The 17,226-nt window shown below is 69.4% G+C and carries 16 protein-coding genes; 6 read left to right on the top strand and 10 right to left on the bottom strand.

Annotated elements, in window-relative coordinates; all coding sequences use genetic code 11:
- Positions 1-63: 63 nt before the first annotated feature.
- Complete coding sequence (lpxL, locus tag GQ57_RS36725) at positions 64-948, bottom strand: lauroyl acyltransferase LpxL (protein WP_031399691.1); 885 nt, start codon at positions 946-948, stop codon at positions 64-66.
- A gap of 267 nt (positions 949-1,215) precedes the next feature.
- On the opposite strand from lpxL, the gene metK reads away from it, so the two are divergent.
- Complete coding sequence (gene metK / locus GQ57_RS36720; RefSeq protein WP_031399692.1) at positions 1,216-2,403, top strand: methionine adenosyltransferase; 1,188 nt, start codon at positions 1,216-1,218, stop codon at positions 2,401-2,403.
- Between the two features lie 123 nt (positions 2,404-2,526).
- On the opposite strand, the gene GQ57_RS36715 is transcribed toward metK, so the two are convergent.
- A complete protein-coding gene (locus GQ57_RS36715) occupies positions 2,527-2,868 on the bottom strand; it encodes a hypothetical protein (protein WP_034200469.1) in 342 nt (113 codons plus the stop codon).
- Positions 2,869-3,221: 353 nt separating this feature from the next.
- On the opposite strand from GQ57_RS36715, the gene GQ57_RS36710 reads away from it, so the two are divergent.
- Complete coding sequence (locus GQ57_RS36710) at positions 3,222-3,995, top strand: phytanoyl-CoA dioxygenase family protein (RefSeq protein WP_031399694.1); 774 nt, start codon at positions 3,222-3,224, stop codon at positions 3,993-3,995.
- Positions 3,996-4,152: 157 nt separating this feature from the next.
- Here the strand turns inward: GQ57_RS36710 and GQ57_RS36705 are convergent, their stop codons facing one another.
- On the bottom strand, positions 4,153-4,359 hold the full coding sequence (locus GQ57_RS36705; protein WP_031399695.1) for a DUF3185 family protein: 207 nt from the start codon (positions 4,357-4,359) through the stop codon (positions 4,153-4,155).
- A 185-nt stretch (positions 4,360-4,544) separates the two neighbouring features.
- Between GQ57_RS36705 and mgrA the strand changes: the two genes are divergently transcribed.
- Entirely contained in the window at positions 4,545-5,588 is a 1,044-nt protein-coding gene (gene mgrA, locus GQ57_RS36700; protein WP_031399696.1) for an L-glyceraldehyde 3-phosphate reductase, read from the top strand.
- A gap of 102 nt (positions 5,589-5,690) precedes the next feature.
- Here mgrA and GQ57_RS36695 read toward each other — a convergent pair whose 3' ends face one another.
- The gene (locus GQ57_RS36695; RefSeq protein ID WP_011353526.1) at positions 5,691-5,876 is read right to left on the bottom strand and encodes a hypothetical protein; all 186 of its coding nucleotides are present in this window, start codon (positions 5,874-5,876) and stop codon (positions 5,691-5,693) included.
- Between the two features lie 303 nt (positions 5,877-6,179).
- Entirely contained in the window at positions 6,180-7,061 is an 882-nt protein-coding gene (locus GQ57_RS36690) for a DMT family transporter (RefSeq protein WP_034200468.1), read from the bottom strand.
- An 830-nt stretch (positions 7,062-7,891) separates the two neighbouring features.
- Between GQ57_RS36690 and GQ57_RS36680 the strand changes: the two genes are divergently transcribed.
- Positions 7,892-8,104: a hypothetical protein gene (locus tag GQ57_RS36680; RefSeq protein ID WP_004198969.1), complete on the top strand. Its 213-nt coding sequence runs from the start codon at positions 7,892-7,894 to the stop codon at positions 8,102-8,104.
- Positions 8,105-8,160: 56 nt separating this feature from the next.
- Positions 8,161-9,183: a serine/threonine protein kinase gene (locus GQ57_RS36675; protein ID WP_152603458.1), complete on the top strand. Its 1,023-nt coding sequence runs from the start codon at positions 8,161-8,163 to the stop codon at positions 9,181-9,183.
- A gap of 72 nt (positions 9,184-9,255) precedes the next feature.
- Here the strand turns inward: GQ57_RS36675 and GQ57_RS36670 are convergent, their stop codons facing one another.
- Complete coding sequence (locus GQ57_RS36670; RefSeq protein WP_031399699.1) at positions 9,256-10,698, bottom strand: coniferyl aldehyde dehydrogenase; 1,443 nt, start codon at positions 10,696-10,698, stop codon at positions 9,256-9,258.
- Positions 10,699-11,597: 899 nt separating this feature from the next.
- On the opposite strand from GQ57_RS36670, the gene GQ57_RS36665 reads away from it, so the two are divergent.
- Complete coding sequence (locus GQ57_RS36665; RefSeq protein WP_031399700.1) at positions 11,598-13,238, top strand: GMC family oxidoreductase; 1,641 nt, start codon at positions 11,598-11,600, stop codon at positions 13,236-13,238.
- Positions 13,239-13,264: 26 nt separating this feature from the next.
- On the opposite strand, the gene GQ57_RS36660 is transcribed toward GQ57_RS36665, so the two are convergent.
- The 4 genes from GQ57_RS36660 to fliH all read right to left on the bottom strand — a co-directional run.
- Positions 13,265-14,596, bottom strand: coding sequence for a flagellar hook-length control protein FliK (locus GQ57_RS36660; RefSeq protein WP_034200465.1), 1,332 nt, complete (start codon positions 14,594-14,596; stop codon positions 13,265-13,267).
- Positions 14,597-14,624: 28 nt separating this feature from the next.
- Positions 14,625-15,083: a flagellar export protein FliJ gene (gene fliJ, locus GQ57_RS36655; RefSeq protein WP_031399702.1), complete on the bottom strand. Its 459-nt coding sequence runs from the start codon at positions 15,081-15,083 to the stop codon at positions 14,625-14,627.
- Between the two features lie 5 nt (positions 15,084-15,088).
- Positions 15,089-16,642, bottom strand: coding sequence for a flagellar protein export ATPase FliI (gene fliI, locus GQ57_RS36650; protein ID WP_034200464.1), 1,554 nt, complete (start codon positions 16,640-16,642; stop codon positions 15,089-15,091).
- The coding region (gene fliH, locus GQ57_RS36645; protein WP_034200463.1) for a flagellar assembly protein FliH at positions 16,636-17,226 on the bottom strand (591 nt) is incomplete at its 5' end. The genes fliI and fliH, both read right to left, overlap by 7 nt.

Genomic DNA, 17,226 nt, shown 5'->3' with positions numbered 1-17,226 from the left:
CCCTAGGCGGCAAGCGTGCGGGGCGCGCTTCCGGCCGCGCGCCCGCATGCCTCCCGGCTAGGGTCAGTACAGGCCGGGCTCGCCGGGCGGGCGCGTCTTGAAGCGCTTGTGGACCCAGTAATACTGCTCGGGCAGCAGCGGGATCTGCTCCTCGAGGAAGGCGTTCATCCGCCGCGCGTCGAGATCGTCGTCGCCGGTCGGGTAGTCATCCCACGGCTTGAATACCTTCAGACGGTAGCCCTTGTAGTTCGGCAGCACCTCGCCGATGAACGGCACGACCTGCGCGCGGCCCGTCTTCGCGAGCCGGCCGACCGCCGTCAGCGTGCAGGCCGGCACGCCGAAGAACGGGACGAACGTCGAATTGCGCAGCCCGTAGTCCATGTCGGCGCCGAGCATCACGGGCTTGCGGTCGCGCAGCCAGCGCAGCACGACGCGCGCGCTGTCGGCGCGGCCGACCATCTCCGCGTCGAAGCGCCCGCGCGCCTGCTTCGCCGCTTCCTCGAGCACCGTGTTCGAGAACGGCTGGTAAAGCGATCCGCAGCGGCGCTGCAGCGAACGGTTGAGCCAGATCGAACCGGCTTCGATGCCGACGAAGTGCAGGCCGAGGAACAGCGTCGGCGGCAGGTCGGGATCGGTGAGGTCGACCGCGCTGTCGACCTGGATCAGCTTCGCGAGCTTCTTCTCCGAGCCGAACCATTGCACGCTGCGTTCGACGTAGCTGCGGATCGCGTGGCGGAAGTGCTGCCCCGCCACTTCCTCGCGGCGCGCGTCGCTCCAATCCGGGAAGCAGAGTTTCAGATTGGTGTGTACGATGCGTTTTCGCCGGCTGGGGATCTGGTAGAGCAGCCAGCCGAGACCATCGCCGAATCGTGCGGTCAGGCCGTACGGCAGCAGGGCGAGCAGTTTCAGCAAGCCAATGGCGAGGTGCGTGGCTAGACGACCTAGCATGCGAAACCTCCGTGGGACCGGCTGGCCGGCGCGTTGCGAACTGGGGGGTAGAACAGCGGAAGATGCAGCACGGGCGGCGCTCTGTGACAATTCAGGAAAGCCGCTATAATACGGGCTTCGCCGAGTTAACTGACAACTTGCGGGGCGAAGCCGGTTGGCGTTACACACGCTGCCCGGTCCTGGTAATCCGCTAAAGCGTCGCCGCTTCAGGCCGAACGAAGCTGGCTACGTGAAACCAACCGTAACCACACCAAGGAGCCTGAAAAAGTGGCAAACGATTATCTCTTCACGTCCGAATCCGTCTCCGAAGGCCATCCGGACAAGGTCGCCGACCAAATCTCGGACGCGATCCTCGACGCCATCCTCGAGCAAGACAAGTATTCCCGCGTTGCGGCGGAAACGCTGTGCAACACCGGTCTCGTCGTCCTGGCCGGCGAAATCACCACGACGGCCAACATCGACTACATCCAGATCGCGCGCGACACGATCAAGCGCATCGGCTACGACAACACCGACTACGGCATCGACTACAAGGGCTGCGCAGTGCTCGTCGCGTACGACAAGCAGTCGCCGGACATCGCCCAGGGCGTCGATCGCGCACATGACGACAACCTCGATCAGGGCGCGGGCGACCAGGGCCTGATGTTCGGTTACGCGTGCGACGAAACGCCGGAACTGATGCCGCTGCCGATCTACCTGTCGCACCGTCTCGTCGAGCGCCAGGCCAGCCTGCGCCGCGACGGCCGCCTGCAATGGCTGCGCCCGGACGCGAAGTCGCAGGTGACGGTCCGCTACGTCGACGGCAAGCCGCACGCGATCGACACCGTCGTGCTGTCGACCCAGCACGCACCGGACATCGAGCTGCCCGCGCTGCGCGAAGCCGTGATCGAGGAAATCATCAAGCCGACGCTGCCGGCCGACCTGATCAAGGGCGACATCAAGTTCCTCGTGAACCCGACCGGCCGGTTCGTGATCGGCGGCCCGCAGGGCGACTGCGGCCTGACCGGCCGCAAGATCATCGTCGACACGTACGGCGGTGCCGCACCGCACGGCGGCGGCGCGTTCTCGGGCAAGGATCCTTCGAAGGTCGACCGTTCGGCAGCGTATGCCGGCCGCTACGTCGCGAAGAACATCGTCGCCGCCGGCCTCGCGTCGCGCGCGCTGATCCAGGTGTCGTACGCGATCGGCGTTGCCGAGCCGACCTCGGTGATGGTCAACACGTTCGGCACGGGCCGCGTGTCGGATGCGGTGATCACGAAGCTCGTGCGCGAGCATTTCGACCTGCGTCCGAAGGGCATCATCAAGATGCTCGACCTGCTGCGCCCGATCTACGAGAAGACGGCGGCTTACGGCCACTTCGGCCGCGAAGAGCCGGAATTCTCGTGGGAAGCGACCGACAAGGCGCTCGCCCTGGCCGAAGCGGCCGGCGTCGAGCCGACGGCACGCGTCGCGTAAGCGTCGTTCGCCCGACATGAAAAACCCCGGCCATGCCGGGGTTTTTTTATGGGTGTCGATCGTCGGCGCTGCGGGGCCGCGGCGCGACGGCGATCGTCGCGGATCGTGCCCGCCGGCGCGCGTTCAGCGTGCGCCGAACCCGAACCAGCCGTCGCTGGCCGCGAGGCGGCGCGGGCGGTTGACGCGGCGCTGCGGCCCGAGCGTGCGGCGCAGCGCGAGCGCGCGCAGCGACGACGGCTTCTGCAGCAGCGAGCGCAGGCCGGCACGCCGTGCGAACGCCTGCGTGCTCATCATCGAGAAAAAGGCGTGGAACCACGCGCGGATGCCGTCCAGCCGGCTATGTGCGAGCGTCCGCTCGGCCAGCGCCTGCGTGCGTGCGCGGTGGTGGCGCAGCGAGCGGGCAGGAGCGGTCGGCACGACGCGCTTCGCAGCGCGGCTGAGACGGGAAGTCAGACGGAATGGCATGTGAACGATGCGTCGCTTGTATGGATGGCGCCCTGAAGAGCGCACTGCTATGAACGGCCTCGGATGGCGCAACGGATCTTACCGAAAGCCGCTGCGCGCCGCGCCCGCCAGAATTGACAGGCTGCGACAGGCTACAGGGGAATCGTGACGGGCAAAAGTCGCAATAAACCCTTGAGCCGCAAGGCGTGTGCCGCATATCGCCTGTCGGTGAGGCACGGCATCGCACCGCACAGTTCCCTTGAGCACGATCAAATCCGCGATTGGCATGCCCCTGCGCACGACAATGGTGCTGTTCGCGGTATCCGGCGCCGATTTACAATCGTCACATTCACACAATAAACGTCTGGCATCCCATGTCGTCTCCATTGCAGTCGGAATCGATCCGCGCGCAAGTCGCGGAATTGCGCGAACGCGGTTTTGTCGTCGCGCGTGGCCTCGTCGGTGAGCAGCAGTGCGCGGCGCTCAGGCAGATCGCGGCGCGCCAGTTGCAGGAGGCGGCCGAGCCGATCGAGTTCGAGGCGGACCTGCGCTACCCGGGCGCGCCCGAGTCGAAGCACGCGCCGGGCGGGCACACGGTGCGGCGGCTGCTCGATGCGTACGGGCGCGATCCCGCCTTCGCCGAGCGCGCGACCGCCCCCGAAATCCATGCGTGGATGCGCGAGTATTTCGGCGAGGAACCCGTGCTGTCGCGCGCGCATCACAACTGCATGATGACGAAGCATCCCGCGTACGGCAGCCTGACGGGCTGGCATCGCGATTTCCGCTACTGGGCGTTCGAGCGTCCCGACATGGTGTCGGTGTGGCTCGCCCTCGGGCCGGAAACGAACGAGAACGGCGCGCTGTGGCTCGTGCCGGGATCGCATACGGCCGAATTCGGGCCGGAAGCGTTCGACGATGCGAAGTTCTTCCGCGGCGACCTGCCGGAGAACCGGAAGATGATCGACGCGGCCACGTGCCCGTCGCTGCAGGCGGGCGACGTCGTGTTCTTTCACAGCAACACGCTGCATTCGGCCGGGCAGAACCGCTCCGACCAGGTGAAGTTCTCGCTCGTCTACACGTACCATGGCGCGAGCAACCGGCCGCTGCCCGGCACGCGTTCGGCGGCGAAGCCGGAAGTGCAGTTCTAGGCGACGATCGTGCGGGCGGCCATGCCGCCGTGCGATCGCGCGATGCGCATGCGGCGCATCGCGGGCGAATGAAACAACGGGCGGCCTGGCCGCCCGTTTCGCTTGATGCGGCCCGCGTGTGCGACGCGGGCCGTCCGTGTGCCGCGCGGCCGCGCGATCAGCGCTTGCCGCCCGGCATCGCGAGGCCGATCAGGCCGATGAACGACGCGACGGCGCCGCCCGCGATCAGCAGGATCGTCTTCGTCGCGGGCGAGCCGGTGAAGAAGCGCGACACGTTGTCGTTGATCGAATGGAACGACTGCCCGCCGAAATACAGCAGCACGACGCCGCCGACGAGCAGCGCAACCGAGATGACCCGGGACATACCAACCTCGCTGGAACGGTGATTCGAGACGCCGCAGTGTAGGCGACCACCGCGGTCGCGTCCATCGCCGTGCGCGCGCCCGCCGCTTTCGCTACCATAGTCGTCGTATGACTCCCTCGCCGCCGCCGCGCCGTGTGCGCAGCCGGCGCGCGTCCCTTCTCCCGATGTCCTGACGGAACAGACTCATGGCCTACGAAGCAGCTTCCGAACGCTATGCCGACATGCAATACCGCACCTGCGGCAAATCCGGGCTCAAACTGCCCGTGCTGTCGCTCGGCCTGTGGCACAACTTCGGCGACTCGACGCCGATCTCGACGCAGCGCGACATCCTGCGCACCGCGTTCGACCTCGGTATCAACCACTTCGATCTCGCGAACAACTACGGGCCGCCGTACGGCAGCGCCGAAACCAACTTCGGCCGGCTGCTGAAGGAGGATTTCCGGCCGTATCGCGACGAGTTGCTGATCTCGACGAAGGCCGGCTGGGACATGTGGCCGGGGCCGTACGGCAGCGGCGGCGGGTCGCGCAAGTACGTGCTCGCGAGCCTCGACCAGAGCCTGCAGCGGATGGGGCTCGACTACGTCGACATCTTCTACTCGCACCGCTTCGACGCGCACACGCCGCTCGAGGAAACGGCGGGCGCGCTCGCGTCGGCCGTGCAGCAGGGCAAGGCGCTCTACATCGGCATTTCGTCGTATTCGGCCGCGAAGACGCGCGAGATGGCCGCGTTGCTCGCGCAGTACAAGGTGCCGCTGCTGATCCACCAGCCTTCGTACAACATGCTGAACCGCTGGATCGAGCACGACCTGCTCGGCACGCTCGACGATGTCGGCGCGGGCAGCATTGCCTTCACGCCGCTCGCGCAGGGGCTGCTCACGTCGAAGTACCTGAACGGCGTGCCGGCCGACGCGCGCGTGAACAAGCCGGGCGGCGGCTCGCTGAAGCCGGATCACCTGAGCGCGGACAATCTCGAGCAGGTGCGCAAGCTCAACGCGATCGCCGAGCGGCGCGGGCAGAGCCTGGCGCAGATGGCGCTCGCATGGGTATTGCGCCACGGCCGCGTGACGTCCGCGCTGATCGGCGCGAGCCGGGCGGAACAGGTGCGTGAAAACGTCGGCGCGCTGAAGAATCTCGAATTCTCCGCGGAGGAACTCGCGGAGATCGATCGTCACGCGACCGAAGGCGGCATCAACCTGTGGGAAAAGCCGTCCACCGATCAGGCGATCTGACCGGCAGTCGATACGGCATGCGAAACATCGCGCGCCGTATTACAGGCAACGTGAAACGCATCGCTGCGGCGCAGCGATGCGCGTCGTGCACGGATTGCGACGCTAGATCAGCGCAGGCAGGCCTTCGACGAGCAGGACCGCGACGCCGACGCCCAGAATGACGCCCAGCACGCGCAGCAGGTTGTGGCGGAATTCGGTTGCACACGGCACCGCGCCGAGAAACAGCGCGCCGGCCAGCGCCATCGGGATCAACAGGATGAAGTCGCCGATCGTGAAATAGGTCGTCATGCGTGTCTCCAAGGTCGAGCGGAGCGGGCGCCGCGGCCCTTGCTCCGGCCCCATGCCGGGTGTTTCTCGTATTGGTCCGGCCCGATTGCGAGCGGGGCGGTCAATTCGAGTATAGGCAACCCGGACAGGTTTTTCGCTATCCGAACCATTAAAAATCAGCGGAAAACCACGGGAACCGCAACTTTTTCTGCGAATTCGACGAACGCCCTGCACGTATCTTTCACATTCCTTTCGCAATGCGCGGAACGGCCGTGCGTATCCGGTGCGGGCCGCCGCGCGCCAAGGGAACGGCGGCCCGCCCGCTCATGCGCGCCCGGGTTGCGCGCGTGCGGCCGGCGCGCGGAACACGAGCGCGAGCCCCGCGACGATGGCGCCCATGCCGGCAAGCGCGAGCGGCTCGGGCCGGTTGCCGAGCCAGACGGCATCCATCAGCGTGGTGACGACGGGCACGAGATAGAACAGGCTCGTCACGTTGACGAGATCGCCGCGCTGCATCAAGCGGTAGAACAGCAGTTGCGCGATTACCGAAATCACGATGCCGAGCCACAGCAGCGGAATGACGAACGCCCAGCTCATGTCGAGCAATACCGGCCGGAACGGCACGATCGCCACGCACAGCGCGAGGCCGATCGCATTCTGCAGCGGCAGCACGTCGGCGGGCGCCGCGCGAACGCGCTTCTGCAGCAGCGAGCCGGCGGTCAGCGCGACGAGCGCGGCGAGCGCGCACGCGATGCCCGCAAGCGACAGCCTGCCGTCGCCCGCACCGCGACACACGACGAGCGCGAGCCCGGCCAGCGACAGCGCGAGTCCCGCGACGCGCACCGGCTGCCAGCGCCGTTCGACGATCGCGAGCGTGAGGATCGGCTGCACGCCGAGGATCGTCGCGAGCACGCCCGGCGCGATCCCGCGTTCGAGCGCAAGCAGGTAGAAGATCGAATAGCCGCCGATCATCAGCAAGCCGGTCAGTGCGGCCATGCGCCGCTCGCCGCGCGGCGGCAGCCAGCGTTTGCGCACGCAGGCCAGGCCGAGCAGCACGAGCGACGCGAGGGCGAAGCGGGCGGTGAGAAAGACGAACGCGGAGGCGTGATGCAGACCGAGTTCGGCGAAGATCGCGCCGCTGCTCCACAGCAGCACGAAGAGCGACGTTGCGCCATGCGCGGCAAGCGCGCGTTTGAACGAAACCATGTGAATCCACCTGTCGAACGGATCGGAACGTTCCGCTCGCGCGCGTGGCAATGCACCGTGCGTCATGACGCACGAACACGAGCCGACGGGGGCGAACGGAAGACGAAACGGAAGCCGGCTGGTCAGCCGGCGCGTGCCGCCGGAGGGGGCGGCGCGGCGCCGACGCGCGGCGGTGCGACAGGAGGAGGAAGGACCGACGGATGCGCACACGCCTGCGGCCGCGAGTCGAACTGCGGCCGGGATTTTGCGAGGGCGGACGTGAGCGGATGCATCGTGTCGGAATGCGCTTGAACGCGAATGAGCCTCAACGGTACCGCAAGGCGAGCATCCGGCGCAACCGCTGTCGTGTGCCTGGCAGGACGATGCACGGATGCCGGCGAGGCCGGTGTCGCGCAGGCGGCGGTCGCTGCTCGCTGCGCATGCAACGTTCAGCGCGGGGCCGGCAGCGACGGCGCGCGGCGCATGCGGTGGCGTTACGGCAGGCGCGGCGGTGCGGAATCCCGTAGCGCCCCGCATCGTGCCGCGATGCGCGCGCCATGACGATCGCCTGTGCGCGGCGGCGGGCGCGGCGGGCGCGGTGGTTTCGGCGGGCAGTCACATTCGACAGGGTATGATGGGGGGAACCGGGTGGGCAAGTACGCGCCCGGCGTAGTGGTTGATTGGAGACATTCGACGAATTCGCGGTGCTTCGCCCGCTTCTTCTTCTTTTCGCGCTTCGATAAACCGTGAACAATGGGATCACGCGCAACGCTCCGACGAGAGCGCGCGGATCGTGCATTTGCCGGCTCGTCAGCGGGCCGGGTTTCAAGTTTCAAGAGTGGGGAACCATCATGCATGTCGGGTCGATTGTCTGTACCACCCATATCGCGGTGCCGAAGGGCGCACGCGGCATCGTCCAGCGCATCCTGGGCGACATGGCCATGGTGACCTGGTACGCGGGCGTACCGGGCGAGTCGAAGGAACTCAACACCGAGCCGTTCTTTCTCGAGGACCTGATCGACACCGGCGAATCCGTGCTGCCGGCCGGCGCGGCGCTCCACTAAGCGCACGCCGCACCGGACGCTCGTCTTTCGACCCGGCTGGCGGCACAATGCGGGACATGAACGACGTCACTTCCGCTTCCGCTTCTCCCGCCGGCCCGCCATTCGCCGGCCTCACGCCCGAGTGCGTGCTCGATGCGCTCGACAGCGTGCTGATGCCCGCCGGCCTGCGCACCGACGGGCGCCTGCTCGCGCTCAACAGCTACGAAAACCGCGTCTACCAGGTCGGCATCGAAGACGGCCCGCCGGTCGTCGCGAAGTTCTATCGCCCGGCGCGCTGGTCGGACGAGGCGATCCTCGAAGAGCATGCGTTCGTCGCCGAACTCGCCGCGCGCGAGATTCCGGCGGTGCCCGCGCGCGTGTTCGACGGCCGCACGCTGCACGCGTTCGACGGCTTCCGCTTCTCGATCTTCGAGCGGCGCGGCGGCCGTGCGCCCGATCTCGACCGCAGCGACACGCTCGAATGGCTCGGCCGCTTCATCGGCCGGATTCATGCGGTCGGCGCGACCGAGCCGTATGTCGCGCGCCCCGTGCTCGACATCCGCACCTTCGGCTACGAGCCGCGCGATTACCTGCTCGCGCACGATTTCATTCCGGACGACGTGCGGCCCGCGTACGAGACGGCCGTCGCGCTCGCGCTCGAAGGCGTCGAGGCCGCGTTCGAGCGCGCGGGCGAGATCCGTCTGCTGCGCACGCATGGCGACTGTCATCCGAGCAATGTGCTGTGGACCGATGCAGGCCCGCATTTCGTCGACTTCGACGACAGCCGGATGGCGCCCGCGATCCAGGATCTGTGGCTGCTGCTGCCGGGCGATCGCGAAGGCGCGTCGCGCGCACTCGCGGATCTGCTGGCCGGCTACGAGGATTTCCACGAATTCGAGCCGCGCGAGCTGCATCTGGTCGAAGCGCTGCGCACGCTGCGGCTGATCCACTATGCGGCATGGCTCGCGCGGCGCTGGGACGATCCCGCGTTCCCGGCCGCGTTTCCGTGGTTCAACACGCATCGTTACTGGGAAGCGCGCGTGCTCGAGTTGCGCGAGCAGATCGGCGCGATGCAGGAAGGGCCGCTCTGGCCCGTGTGAACGCGCACGGCCTGCGCGCGGCGCGTGGACGGGCTGCCGCGCGATGCGCGCGGCTCGCCCGGTTCGACTGCGTCAGAACTTCAGCATCAGCTTGATCAGCGCGGCGAAGCGCTTGCCGTACGGGGGGGCGAGCAGGTTGCGCGCGTTCAGGCGCGGCTGCGTGAGCACCGGCTTCATCTTCGAGAACGTCACGAAGCCGTCGTAGCCGTGATACGCGCCCATCCCGCTTGCCCCGACCCCGCCGAACGGCAGGCTGCCGCAGGCGATGTGCATCAGCGTTTCGTTGATCGATACGCCGCCCGAGATCGTTTCGCGCATCACGCGATCGATCGTGCCGCCGTCCTCGTCGAACAGGTAGAGCGCGAGCGGACGCGGGCGCGCATTCACGTACGCGATCGCCTCGTCGAGCCGTTCGTACGGCACCAGCGGCAGCAGCGGCCCGAAGATTTCCTCCTGCATCAGTTGCGACGCGGCCGGCACCTGGGTGACCGCGCACGGCACGAAGCGGCGCGCCGCGGGATCGGAACGCGCGTCCGACAGCGGATGCAGCTGCGCGCCGGCCGCCTGCGCGTCGCTCGCGAGCTGCTGCAGCCGCGCATAGTGGCGCGGCGAGACGATCGTCGTGTAGTCGCCGTTGGTCGAGAGATCCGGATACATCTTCGCGAAGCGCGCCCGCGCCCGCTCGATGAACGCGGCTTCCATCCCGCGCGGCAGCAGCACGTAGTCGGGCGCGATGCAGGTCTGGCCGGCGTTCAGCGTCTTGCCCGCGACGATCGCGTCGACGGCCGCATCGAAGCGGGCGTTCGGGCCGACGATCGCGGGCGACTTGCCGCCGAGCTCGAGCGTGACGGGCGTGAGGTTGTCGGCGGCGGCGCGCATCACGTGGCGGCCGACGTGCGTCGAGCCGGTAAACAGCAGGTGGTCGAACGGCAGCGCGCTGAAGGCGGCGCCGACCTCCGCATCGCCGTTCACGACCGCGACATGGTCGCGCGCGAACGTCTTCGCGATCAGCTGCTCGAACAGCGCCGACGTGCGCGGCGTCAGTTCGGACATCTTGACGATCGCGCGGTTGCCGGCGGCGAGCGCGCAGATCAGCGGGCCGGCCGCGAGCAGCACCGGGTAGTTCCACGGCACGACGATGCCGACCACGCCGAGCGGCTGCGGAATCACCTTTGCGCGCGCCGGGCGCAGCCACTTGTTCATCGGCTTGCGGATCGGTTTCATCCAGCGCTTGCCGTGCCTGAGCGCGTCGTCGATCTCCTCCTTCGCCATCCAGATTTCCGACAGCAGCACTTCCTGCTTCGCCCGATGGCCGAAATCGGCGCTGATCGCGTCGGCGAGCGCGTCCGCATGATCGATCAGCATCGTGCGCAGCGCGCGCAGATGCTGCACGCGCGTTTCCCATGACGGGTAGGGTGCGCGCAGGTAAGCCGCGCGCTGGTCGCGCAGCAGCGACGTCAGCGCATCGACCGACGGCAGGGCTTGCGGCGCCAGTTCGGGCAGGTCGTTCTTCATGTCGTCTCCTCCAGTTGGGCCTGGCTGGTCGGCCGGCCGTCACGCCGCACGCGCGCGCTCGGCGAGCGCGGCGACGCGGATCGGGGTGGGCGCGCCGCACGGCGCGAGGCCGGATGCGATGCGTGCTCGAAAACCGGTTGCTGCGTGCGGCGGGCGTCGCATCCGCGCGACGGTGTCCGCATCGAAAAAACGTGCCGCGGTGCGCGTGCCTGCCGGGCGGGGCGACTGCCGCCGGGCGCGCGACGCTGCCGCGCGAGCGCCTGCCCGTGCATCGCGACGGGCCGGCACGCCGGGTACGCCGGACCGTGCCGTAGCGCATCGTGCCGCGGCGGCGATCCACCGTCCAAACGGTCGGCGACGACCCGTGCCGTTCGAATTCGAACGATTGCGCGCATGATGCCGTGCTGCTTCGCGCAGGCAGCCGTTTGAAATGAAATGCGCGGCGCGCGCGGCATTTCCGGGCAACCGGGTCGGCACGCGGCCTGCAGAACCTGGCGCTGCATCGTCGTCTCTCCCGTTGCACGACGGAACGGCTTCTCGTGGCCGGCGCGTCGCGCAAAGCGCATCGATACATCTTAAATTTAGTTCACGCGGGCGTTTAGAGGAATCGCTCTTGAATCCGCGCGCCGCGCGCATGACGGCCATTCCTACAATGCCCGAACATCAGGGGCTGTCGACCTGTGGAATGCGCATGCGTCGCCGCGGGAGCGACCGGCATCGCGAGCATGGCGGCATCGTCCGTCGCTCGTCCGGCCCGGCCGGACGATGCGCGTCGCGTCTTTCCCGGCGAGCGACGCCGGGCATGCGCGGGGGCGTTCCACGGGTAAACAGGCCTTACAAGAGGAGACGCGGTCGCGCGGCGGTGCCGGGCGCCTTTCATGACACGACGGAGACGTGACATGCAATACGACTACATCATCGTCGGCGGCGGTTCGGGCGGGTCGAGCCTGGCAGGCCGTCTCGCCGATGCCTGTCCCGATGCGACGATCGCACTGATCGAGGCCGGCTCGCATACGGAGCGCAACCTGCTCGTCAACATGCCGGTCGGCATCGCGGCGCTGGTGCCGTTCAAGCTCGGCACGAACTACGGTTACGAGACGGTGCCGCAGCCGGGCCTCGGCGGGCGGCGCGGCTACCAGCCGCGCGGGCGCGGGATGGGCGGGTCGAGCGCGATCAACGCGATGATCTATACGCGCGGCCACCCGGGCGACTACGACGAGTGGGCGCAGCTCGGCGCGACCGGCTGGGGCTGGCAGGACGTGCTGCCGTATTTCCGCCGCGCGGAAGGCAACGAACGCGGCGCCGACGCGTGGCACGGTGCGGACGGCCCGCTGTCGGTGTCGGACCTGCGCTTTCGCAATCCGTTTTCCGAGCGGTTCATCCAGGCCGCGCACGCAGCCGGCTATCCGCTGAACGACGACTTCAACGGCGCGACGCAGGAAGGCGTCGGCTTCTATCAGGTCACGCATCGCGACGGCTCGCGCTGCAGCGTCGCGCGTGCCTATATCTACGGCCGCAGCCGGCCGAACCTGCACGTGATCACCGATGCGACGGTGCTGCGCGTCGCGTTCGACGGCAAGCGCGCGACCGGCGTCGCGGTGTCGCGCAACGGACGCGTCGAGACGCTCGACGCACGCGCGGAAGTGATCCTGTCCGCCGGCGCGTTCAATTCGCCGCAACTGCTGATGTGTTCGGGGATCGGTCCGGCCGAGCAACTGCGCCGACACGGGATCGCGGTCGTGCAGGACGCGCCGGACGTCGGCACGAACCTGATCGACCACATCGACTTCATCATCAATACGCGGGTGAACTCGTCGGAGCTGGTCGGCGTGTGCCTGCGCGGGATCGCGAAGATGACGCCCGCGCTCGCGCGCTATTTCTCGAGCCGCACCGGGATGATGACCAGCAACGTCGCGGAGGCCGGCGGCTTCATCAAGAGCGACCCGTCGCTCGCGCGTCCCGACCTGCAGCTGCATTTCTGCACGGCGCTCGTGGACGACCACAACCGCAAGATGCACTGGGGCTTCGGCTACTCGCTGCACGTGTGCGCGCTGCGGCCGTTCAGCCGCGGCACGGTGGCGCTCGCGAGCGGCGATGCGCGCGACGCGCCGCTGATCGATCCGCGCTTCTTCAGCGATACGCGCGATCTCGACCTGCTCGTGCGCGGCGCGCACGCGATGCGCCGGATCCTGTCGCAGGCGCCGCTCGCGTCGCAGGGCGGCCGCGAGCTGTACACGCGCCCGGACCAGAGCGAAGCGGAGCTGCGCGCGACGATCGTCGCGCATGCCGATACGATCTATCACCCGGTCGGCACGTGCCGGATGGGCTCGGATGCGCGCGCGGTCGTCGATCCGCAACTGCGCGTGCGCGGCGTCGACGGATTGCGCGTGGTGGATGCGTCGGTGATGCCGACGCTGGTCGGCGGGAACACGAATGCGCCGTCGGTGATGATCGGCGAACGCGCGGCGGATTTCATCGTCGCGGCCCGCAAGGGCGGGGCGCCGCGCGGCGAGGCGGCCGCGGCGGTGCACGGCCGCTGAGCGGCGCGCGCACCGGCACGACATGCTCAGGCAAACGTATCGACGAGGCCGGCGCGGCTCACGGTCGTGGCGACCGGTGCGGATTGCGCGGCGTCGGCCGGTGCATCGACGGCTGACGATCCGCCGTTCCCGCGCCGCGCCGACTGGCCGCCGGCGAAGTTTTGCTGCGGGTTCTGCTGCGAAGCGAAGCCGCCGTCGCTGACGGTCGTGCTGCCGAGCCCGAGCCCGCCCGCTTCCATCGCGTCGCGCAGCTTCGGCAGCGCGGCCTCGACCGCGTCGCGCACCTGCGCGTGCTGCGACACGAACAGCGCGTGCGCGTGGTTGTCCGCGACGTGCAGCACGACCTGCAGCGGCCCGAGATCGGGCGGATTGAGCGTCAGCTCGGCGCTCTGCTGATGCGCGTTCGACAGGAATACGACCTTCTGGCTCAGCGCGTCCGTCCAGTCGGCGGTGCCGACGTGCGGCGCGAGCACGTTCGGGTTGGCGGCGGCGATCGCCCCCGCGGCCGGCGACAACTGCAGGCTCGCCTGCGCGGCGGCCGCGGCCGTTGCGCCCGCGGCGAGCGTCGCGCTGGCCGCCGGATCCGTTGCCTCGCCGGCTGCGGCAAGCGCGTGCTGCGCGCCGGACTGCGCGTTCGCGTCGGCTTGCAGTGCCTGTGCGGTGGCTTGCGTCGGGGTCGCCTGGGCGCCCGGCGCGCCCTTGGCGTCGGCGAGCATGTGGTCGAACGTCGGCGCCTTCGGCGTCAGTGGTGCGGCGGTGCCGGGCGATGCGGTCGCGGCCGAGGACGCCGCCGTCGCACCGGTCGCGGGCATCGCGATCGCGCCCGAGCCGCCCGTCAGCCTGCCGAGCGCGGCCTGCAGCGCATCGTGGACCGACGTCGGGGCGGCCGGCTGCGCGCCGGCGTCCGTGGTCGCGTGGTCCGCCAGCGCGGCCGTGGCATCGGGCTGGCCGGAGACGGCCGTCTGTTGCGCAGTGGCCGCGGCGGTTGCCGCATCGGCCGGCGTCGCGTTGCCGGTGCGCGCCTGCAGTTGCGCCTGCAAGGCCGCGGCGGCCGCGAGTGCGGCGGCGTCCGGTGTGGCGGCGGCACTCGCGCTCGCGTTCGTGTCGTCGGTGCCGGACGGCTTCCTGCCGGCGGCCGGCTTCGATGCGGCCTGTTTCGTCGATACGTTCTGCGTGCCGGAATTCACCGTGTCGCGTCGCGTGTCGACGCTTTGCTTCAGCGTCTGCGCGAACGGCGCGGAAGCCGAGGTGTTCGAGGCGTCGGTGCCGGCGGCGCCGGACGAACCCGAGCCGCGGGCGGCCTTGAGGGCGGCGCCGGCGGTGTCGATCAACGCGCCGAGCAGGGGCAGGGGTGGCATGGCGGTTCTCTCGTTCGAATGCGGTGGGTTACGACGAACGGGCCGCGTCGGCCCGCATGCGCAGGATCTTCGCTGCGTGTTCGTCGGCGTCGCGCTGTTCGCGCCGGGCGTCGCGTTTCGCTTCCTGCGCGACGCCGCGCGCCTGCAGGATTTCATATGAGCCGACGGTGCGTTTCTTCTGTTGCCAGTTCGGGCGCGCCTCGTCGATGCGGAGTTCGGCCGCGGCCAGCACGTTGCGCTGCTGCAGGATCGCCGCATCGAGCGTATCGATGAACGCCTGGAAATTGCGCCAGTTGCCGGCCGGCATGCCATTTTGCGCGGATTGCGCGAAGCGCGCGTGATATTCGTCACGGTAGCGCAGCAGCGCGTCGAGCTGCTCGGCGGCCGCGGTGCGGTCGCGCTGCGCGGTGCCGAGCTGCTTCGTGGCCGAGTCGAGATCTTCCTGCGCGCGGTCGAGCAGCAACTGAAGGGGAAAGCCGTGAGCCATCGGGATCAGCCTCCGTAAGCGTCGAACAGCGCATCGAGCCCCGCGAGGCTCGACGCGAACGGCGCGCATTCGCGAAAGCCCTGCTGCAGGAATGCCTCGATGCGCGGATAGAGCGCGATCGCGCGGTCGAGTTGCGCGTCGCGGCCGGGAGCGTATGCACCGACCGCGATCAGGTCGCGATTGCGCTGGTAGCGCGACAGCATCTGCTTGAACTGCCGGACGCGGTCGAGGTGCGCTTCGTCGATCAGCGCGGTCATCGCGCGGCTGATCGACGCCTCGATGTCGATCGCCGGATAGTGGCCGGCCTCGGCGAGCGCGCGCGACAGCACGACGTGGCCGTCGAGGATCGCGCGCGCCGAATCGGCGATCGGGTCCTGCTGGTCGTCGCCTTCGGTGAGCACCGTGTAGAACGCGGTGATCGAGCCGCCGCCTTCCGGCCCGTTGCCGGTGCGCTCGACGAGCGCGGGGAGCTTCGCGAACACCGACGGCGGGTAGCCCTTCGTCGCGGGCGGCTCGCCGATCGCCAGCGCGATCTCGCGCTGGGCCATCGCGTAGCGGGTCAGCGAATCCATCAGCAGCAGCACGTGCTTGCCCTGGTCGCGGAAATACTCGGCGAGCGACGTGGCGTACGCCGCGCCCTGCATCCGCAGCAGCGGCGACACGTCGGCCGGCGCGGCAACGACAACCGAGCGGGCGAGCCCGTCCTCGCCGAGGATCTGTTCGATGAATTCCTTCACTTCGCGGCCGCGTTCGCCGATCAGCCCGATCACGATCACTTCCGCGCTCGTGTAGCGCGCCATCGTGCCGAGCAGCACCGACTTGCCGACGCCGGAGCCGGCGAACAGGCCCATCCGCTGCCCGCGGCCGACGGTCAGCAGCGCGTTGATCGCGCGCACGCCGACGTCGAGCACGTGGTGGATCGGTTCGCGCTCGAGCGGGTTGATCGACGGCGCCGACAGCGGTGCGTCGACCTTCGACGCAAGCGGGCCGAGGCCGTCGAGCGGCCGGCCCGACGCGTCGACGACGCGCCCGAGCATTTCCCAGCCGACCGGCAGCCGCTTCGCGCCCGCGAGCGGATCGGCGACGGGCGCGCTTTCGCGCGGCCACACGCGCGCGCCGGGCAGGACGCCGGCGACGTCGGTGGTCGGCATCAGGAACAGGCGGTCGCCGGAGAAGCCGACGACTTCCGCTTCCGCGTGCGGCAGCGTGCTGCCGGGCGGCAGTTCGATCGTGCATTCGGCGCCGACCGACAGGCGCAGCCCGATCGCCTCGAGCACGAGGCCGGCCGCGCGCGTGAGGCGCCCGCACGGCCGCAGCGGCAGCGCACGCTGGCTGCGCGCCGAGAGCCCGTTCAGATGGGTGCGCCAGTGCGCGAGATGCGGATTGTGCGGCGCGCGCGGCGCGGCGCGGGCGGCGTCGGCCGGAGCGTCGGCCGCATGCGGGGTGGCGTCCGGTGCGGCGTCGTGCGCGGCAGCGGGGCCGAACGACGCGAGCGCGAGTTCCCGTTCGAGCGGCGTCATGCCGTCGTGCGCGAGCGACTCGGGCGTGGGCGTCACCACGCGCTCACCTTGCCGATCGCGGCGGCGACGCGCTGCCAGCGCGTGGGCAGCGTCGCGTCGACCTCGCCGGTCGCGGCGTGCGCGCGGCAGCCGCCGCGCTCGATCGAGGCGTCGGTGCGCACGTTCCAGCCGAGCGTGTCGAGGTCGTCCTGCAGATAGGCTTCGACGACGGGCAGGTCGGCCGGATTCACCGCGAGATGCGGCGCGCCGGACAGCGCGGGCTCGGCCGAGAGCACGTCGCGCACGGCCGCGACGAGCGCCGCGGGATCGTGCTTCACGTGCTGGCGCACGACCTGCTGCGCGATGTCGAGCGCGAGTTGTGCGATATCGGAGGCGAGATCGTGCTCGATGCCGGACACGGCCTCGCGGAACGACGCGGCGAGCGCCGCGAGCTGCGCGGCCTGTTCGTGCGCGTCGGCCTGACCGGCCGCGAAGCCCTGTTCGCGGCCCTGCTCGAAACCGGCCTGGTAGCCGAGCGCCTGGCCTTCGACGTGGCCGGCCGCGTGGCCTTCGGCGTGGGCGGCGTCGCGTACGCGCTGCAGTTCCTCGGCGAGCGCGGCGGCGGCCGCGGCCGCGTCGTCGGG

It is taken from the genome of Burkholderia sp. MSh2 (genome assembly GCF_000731655.1).
GTDB lineage: Bacteria > Pseudomonadota > Gammaproteobacteria > Burkholderiales > Burkholderiaceae > Burkholderia > Burkholderia paludis.
This window is presented reverse-complemented; position numbering and strand designations above follow the sequence as displayed.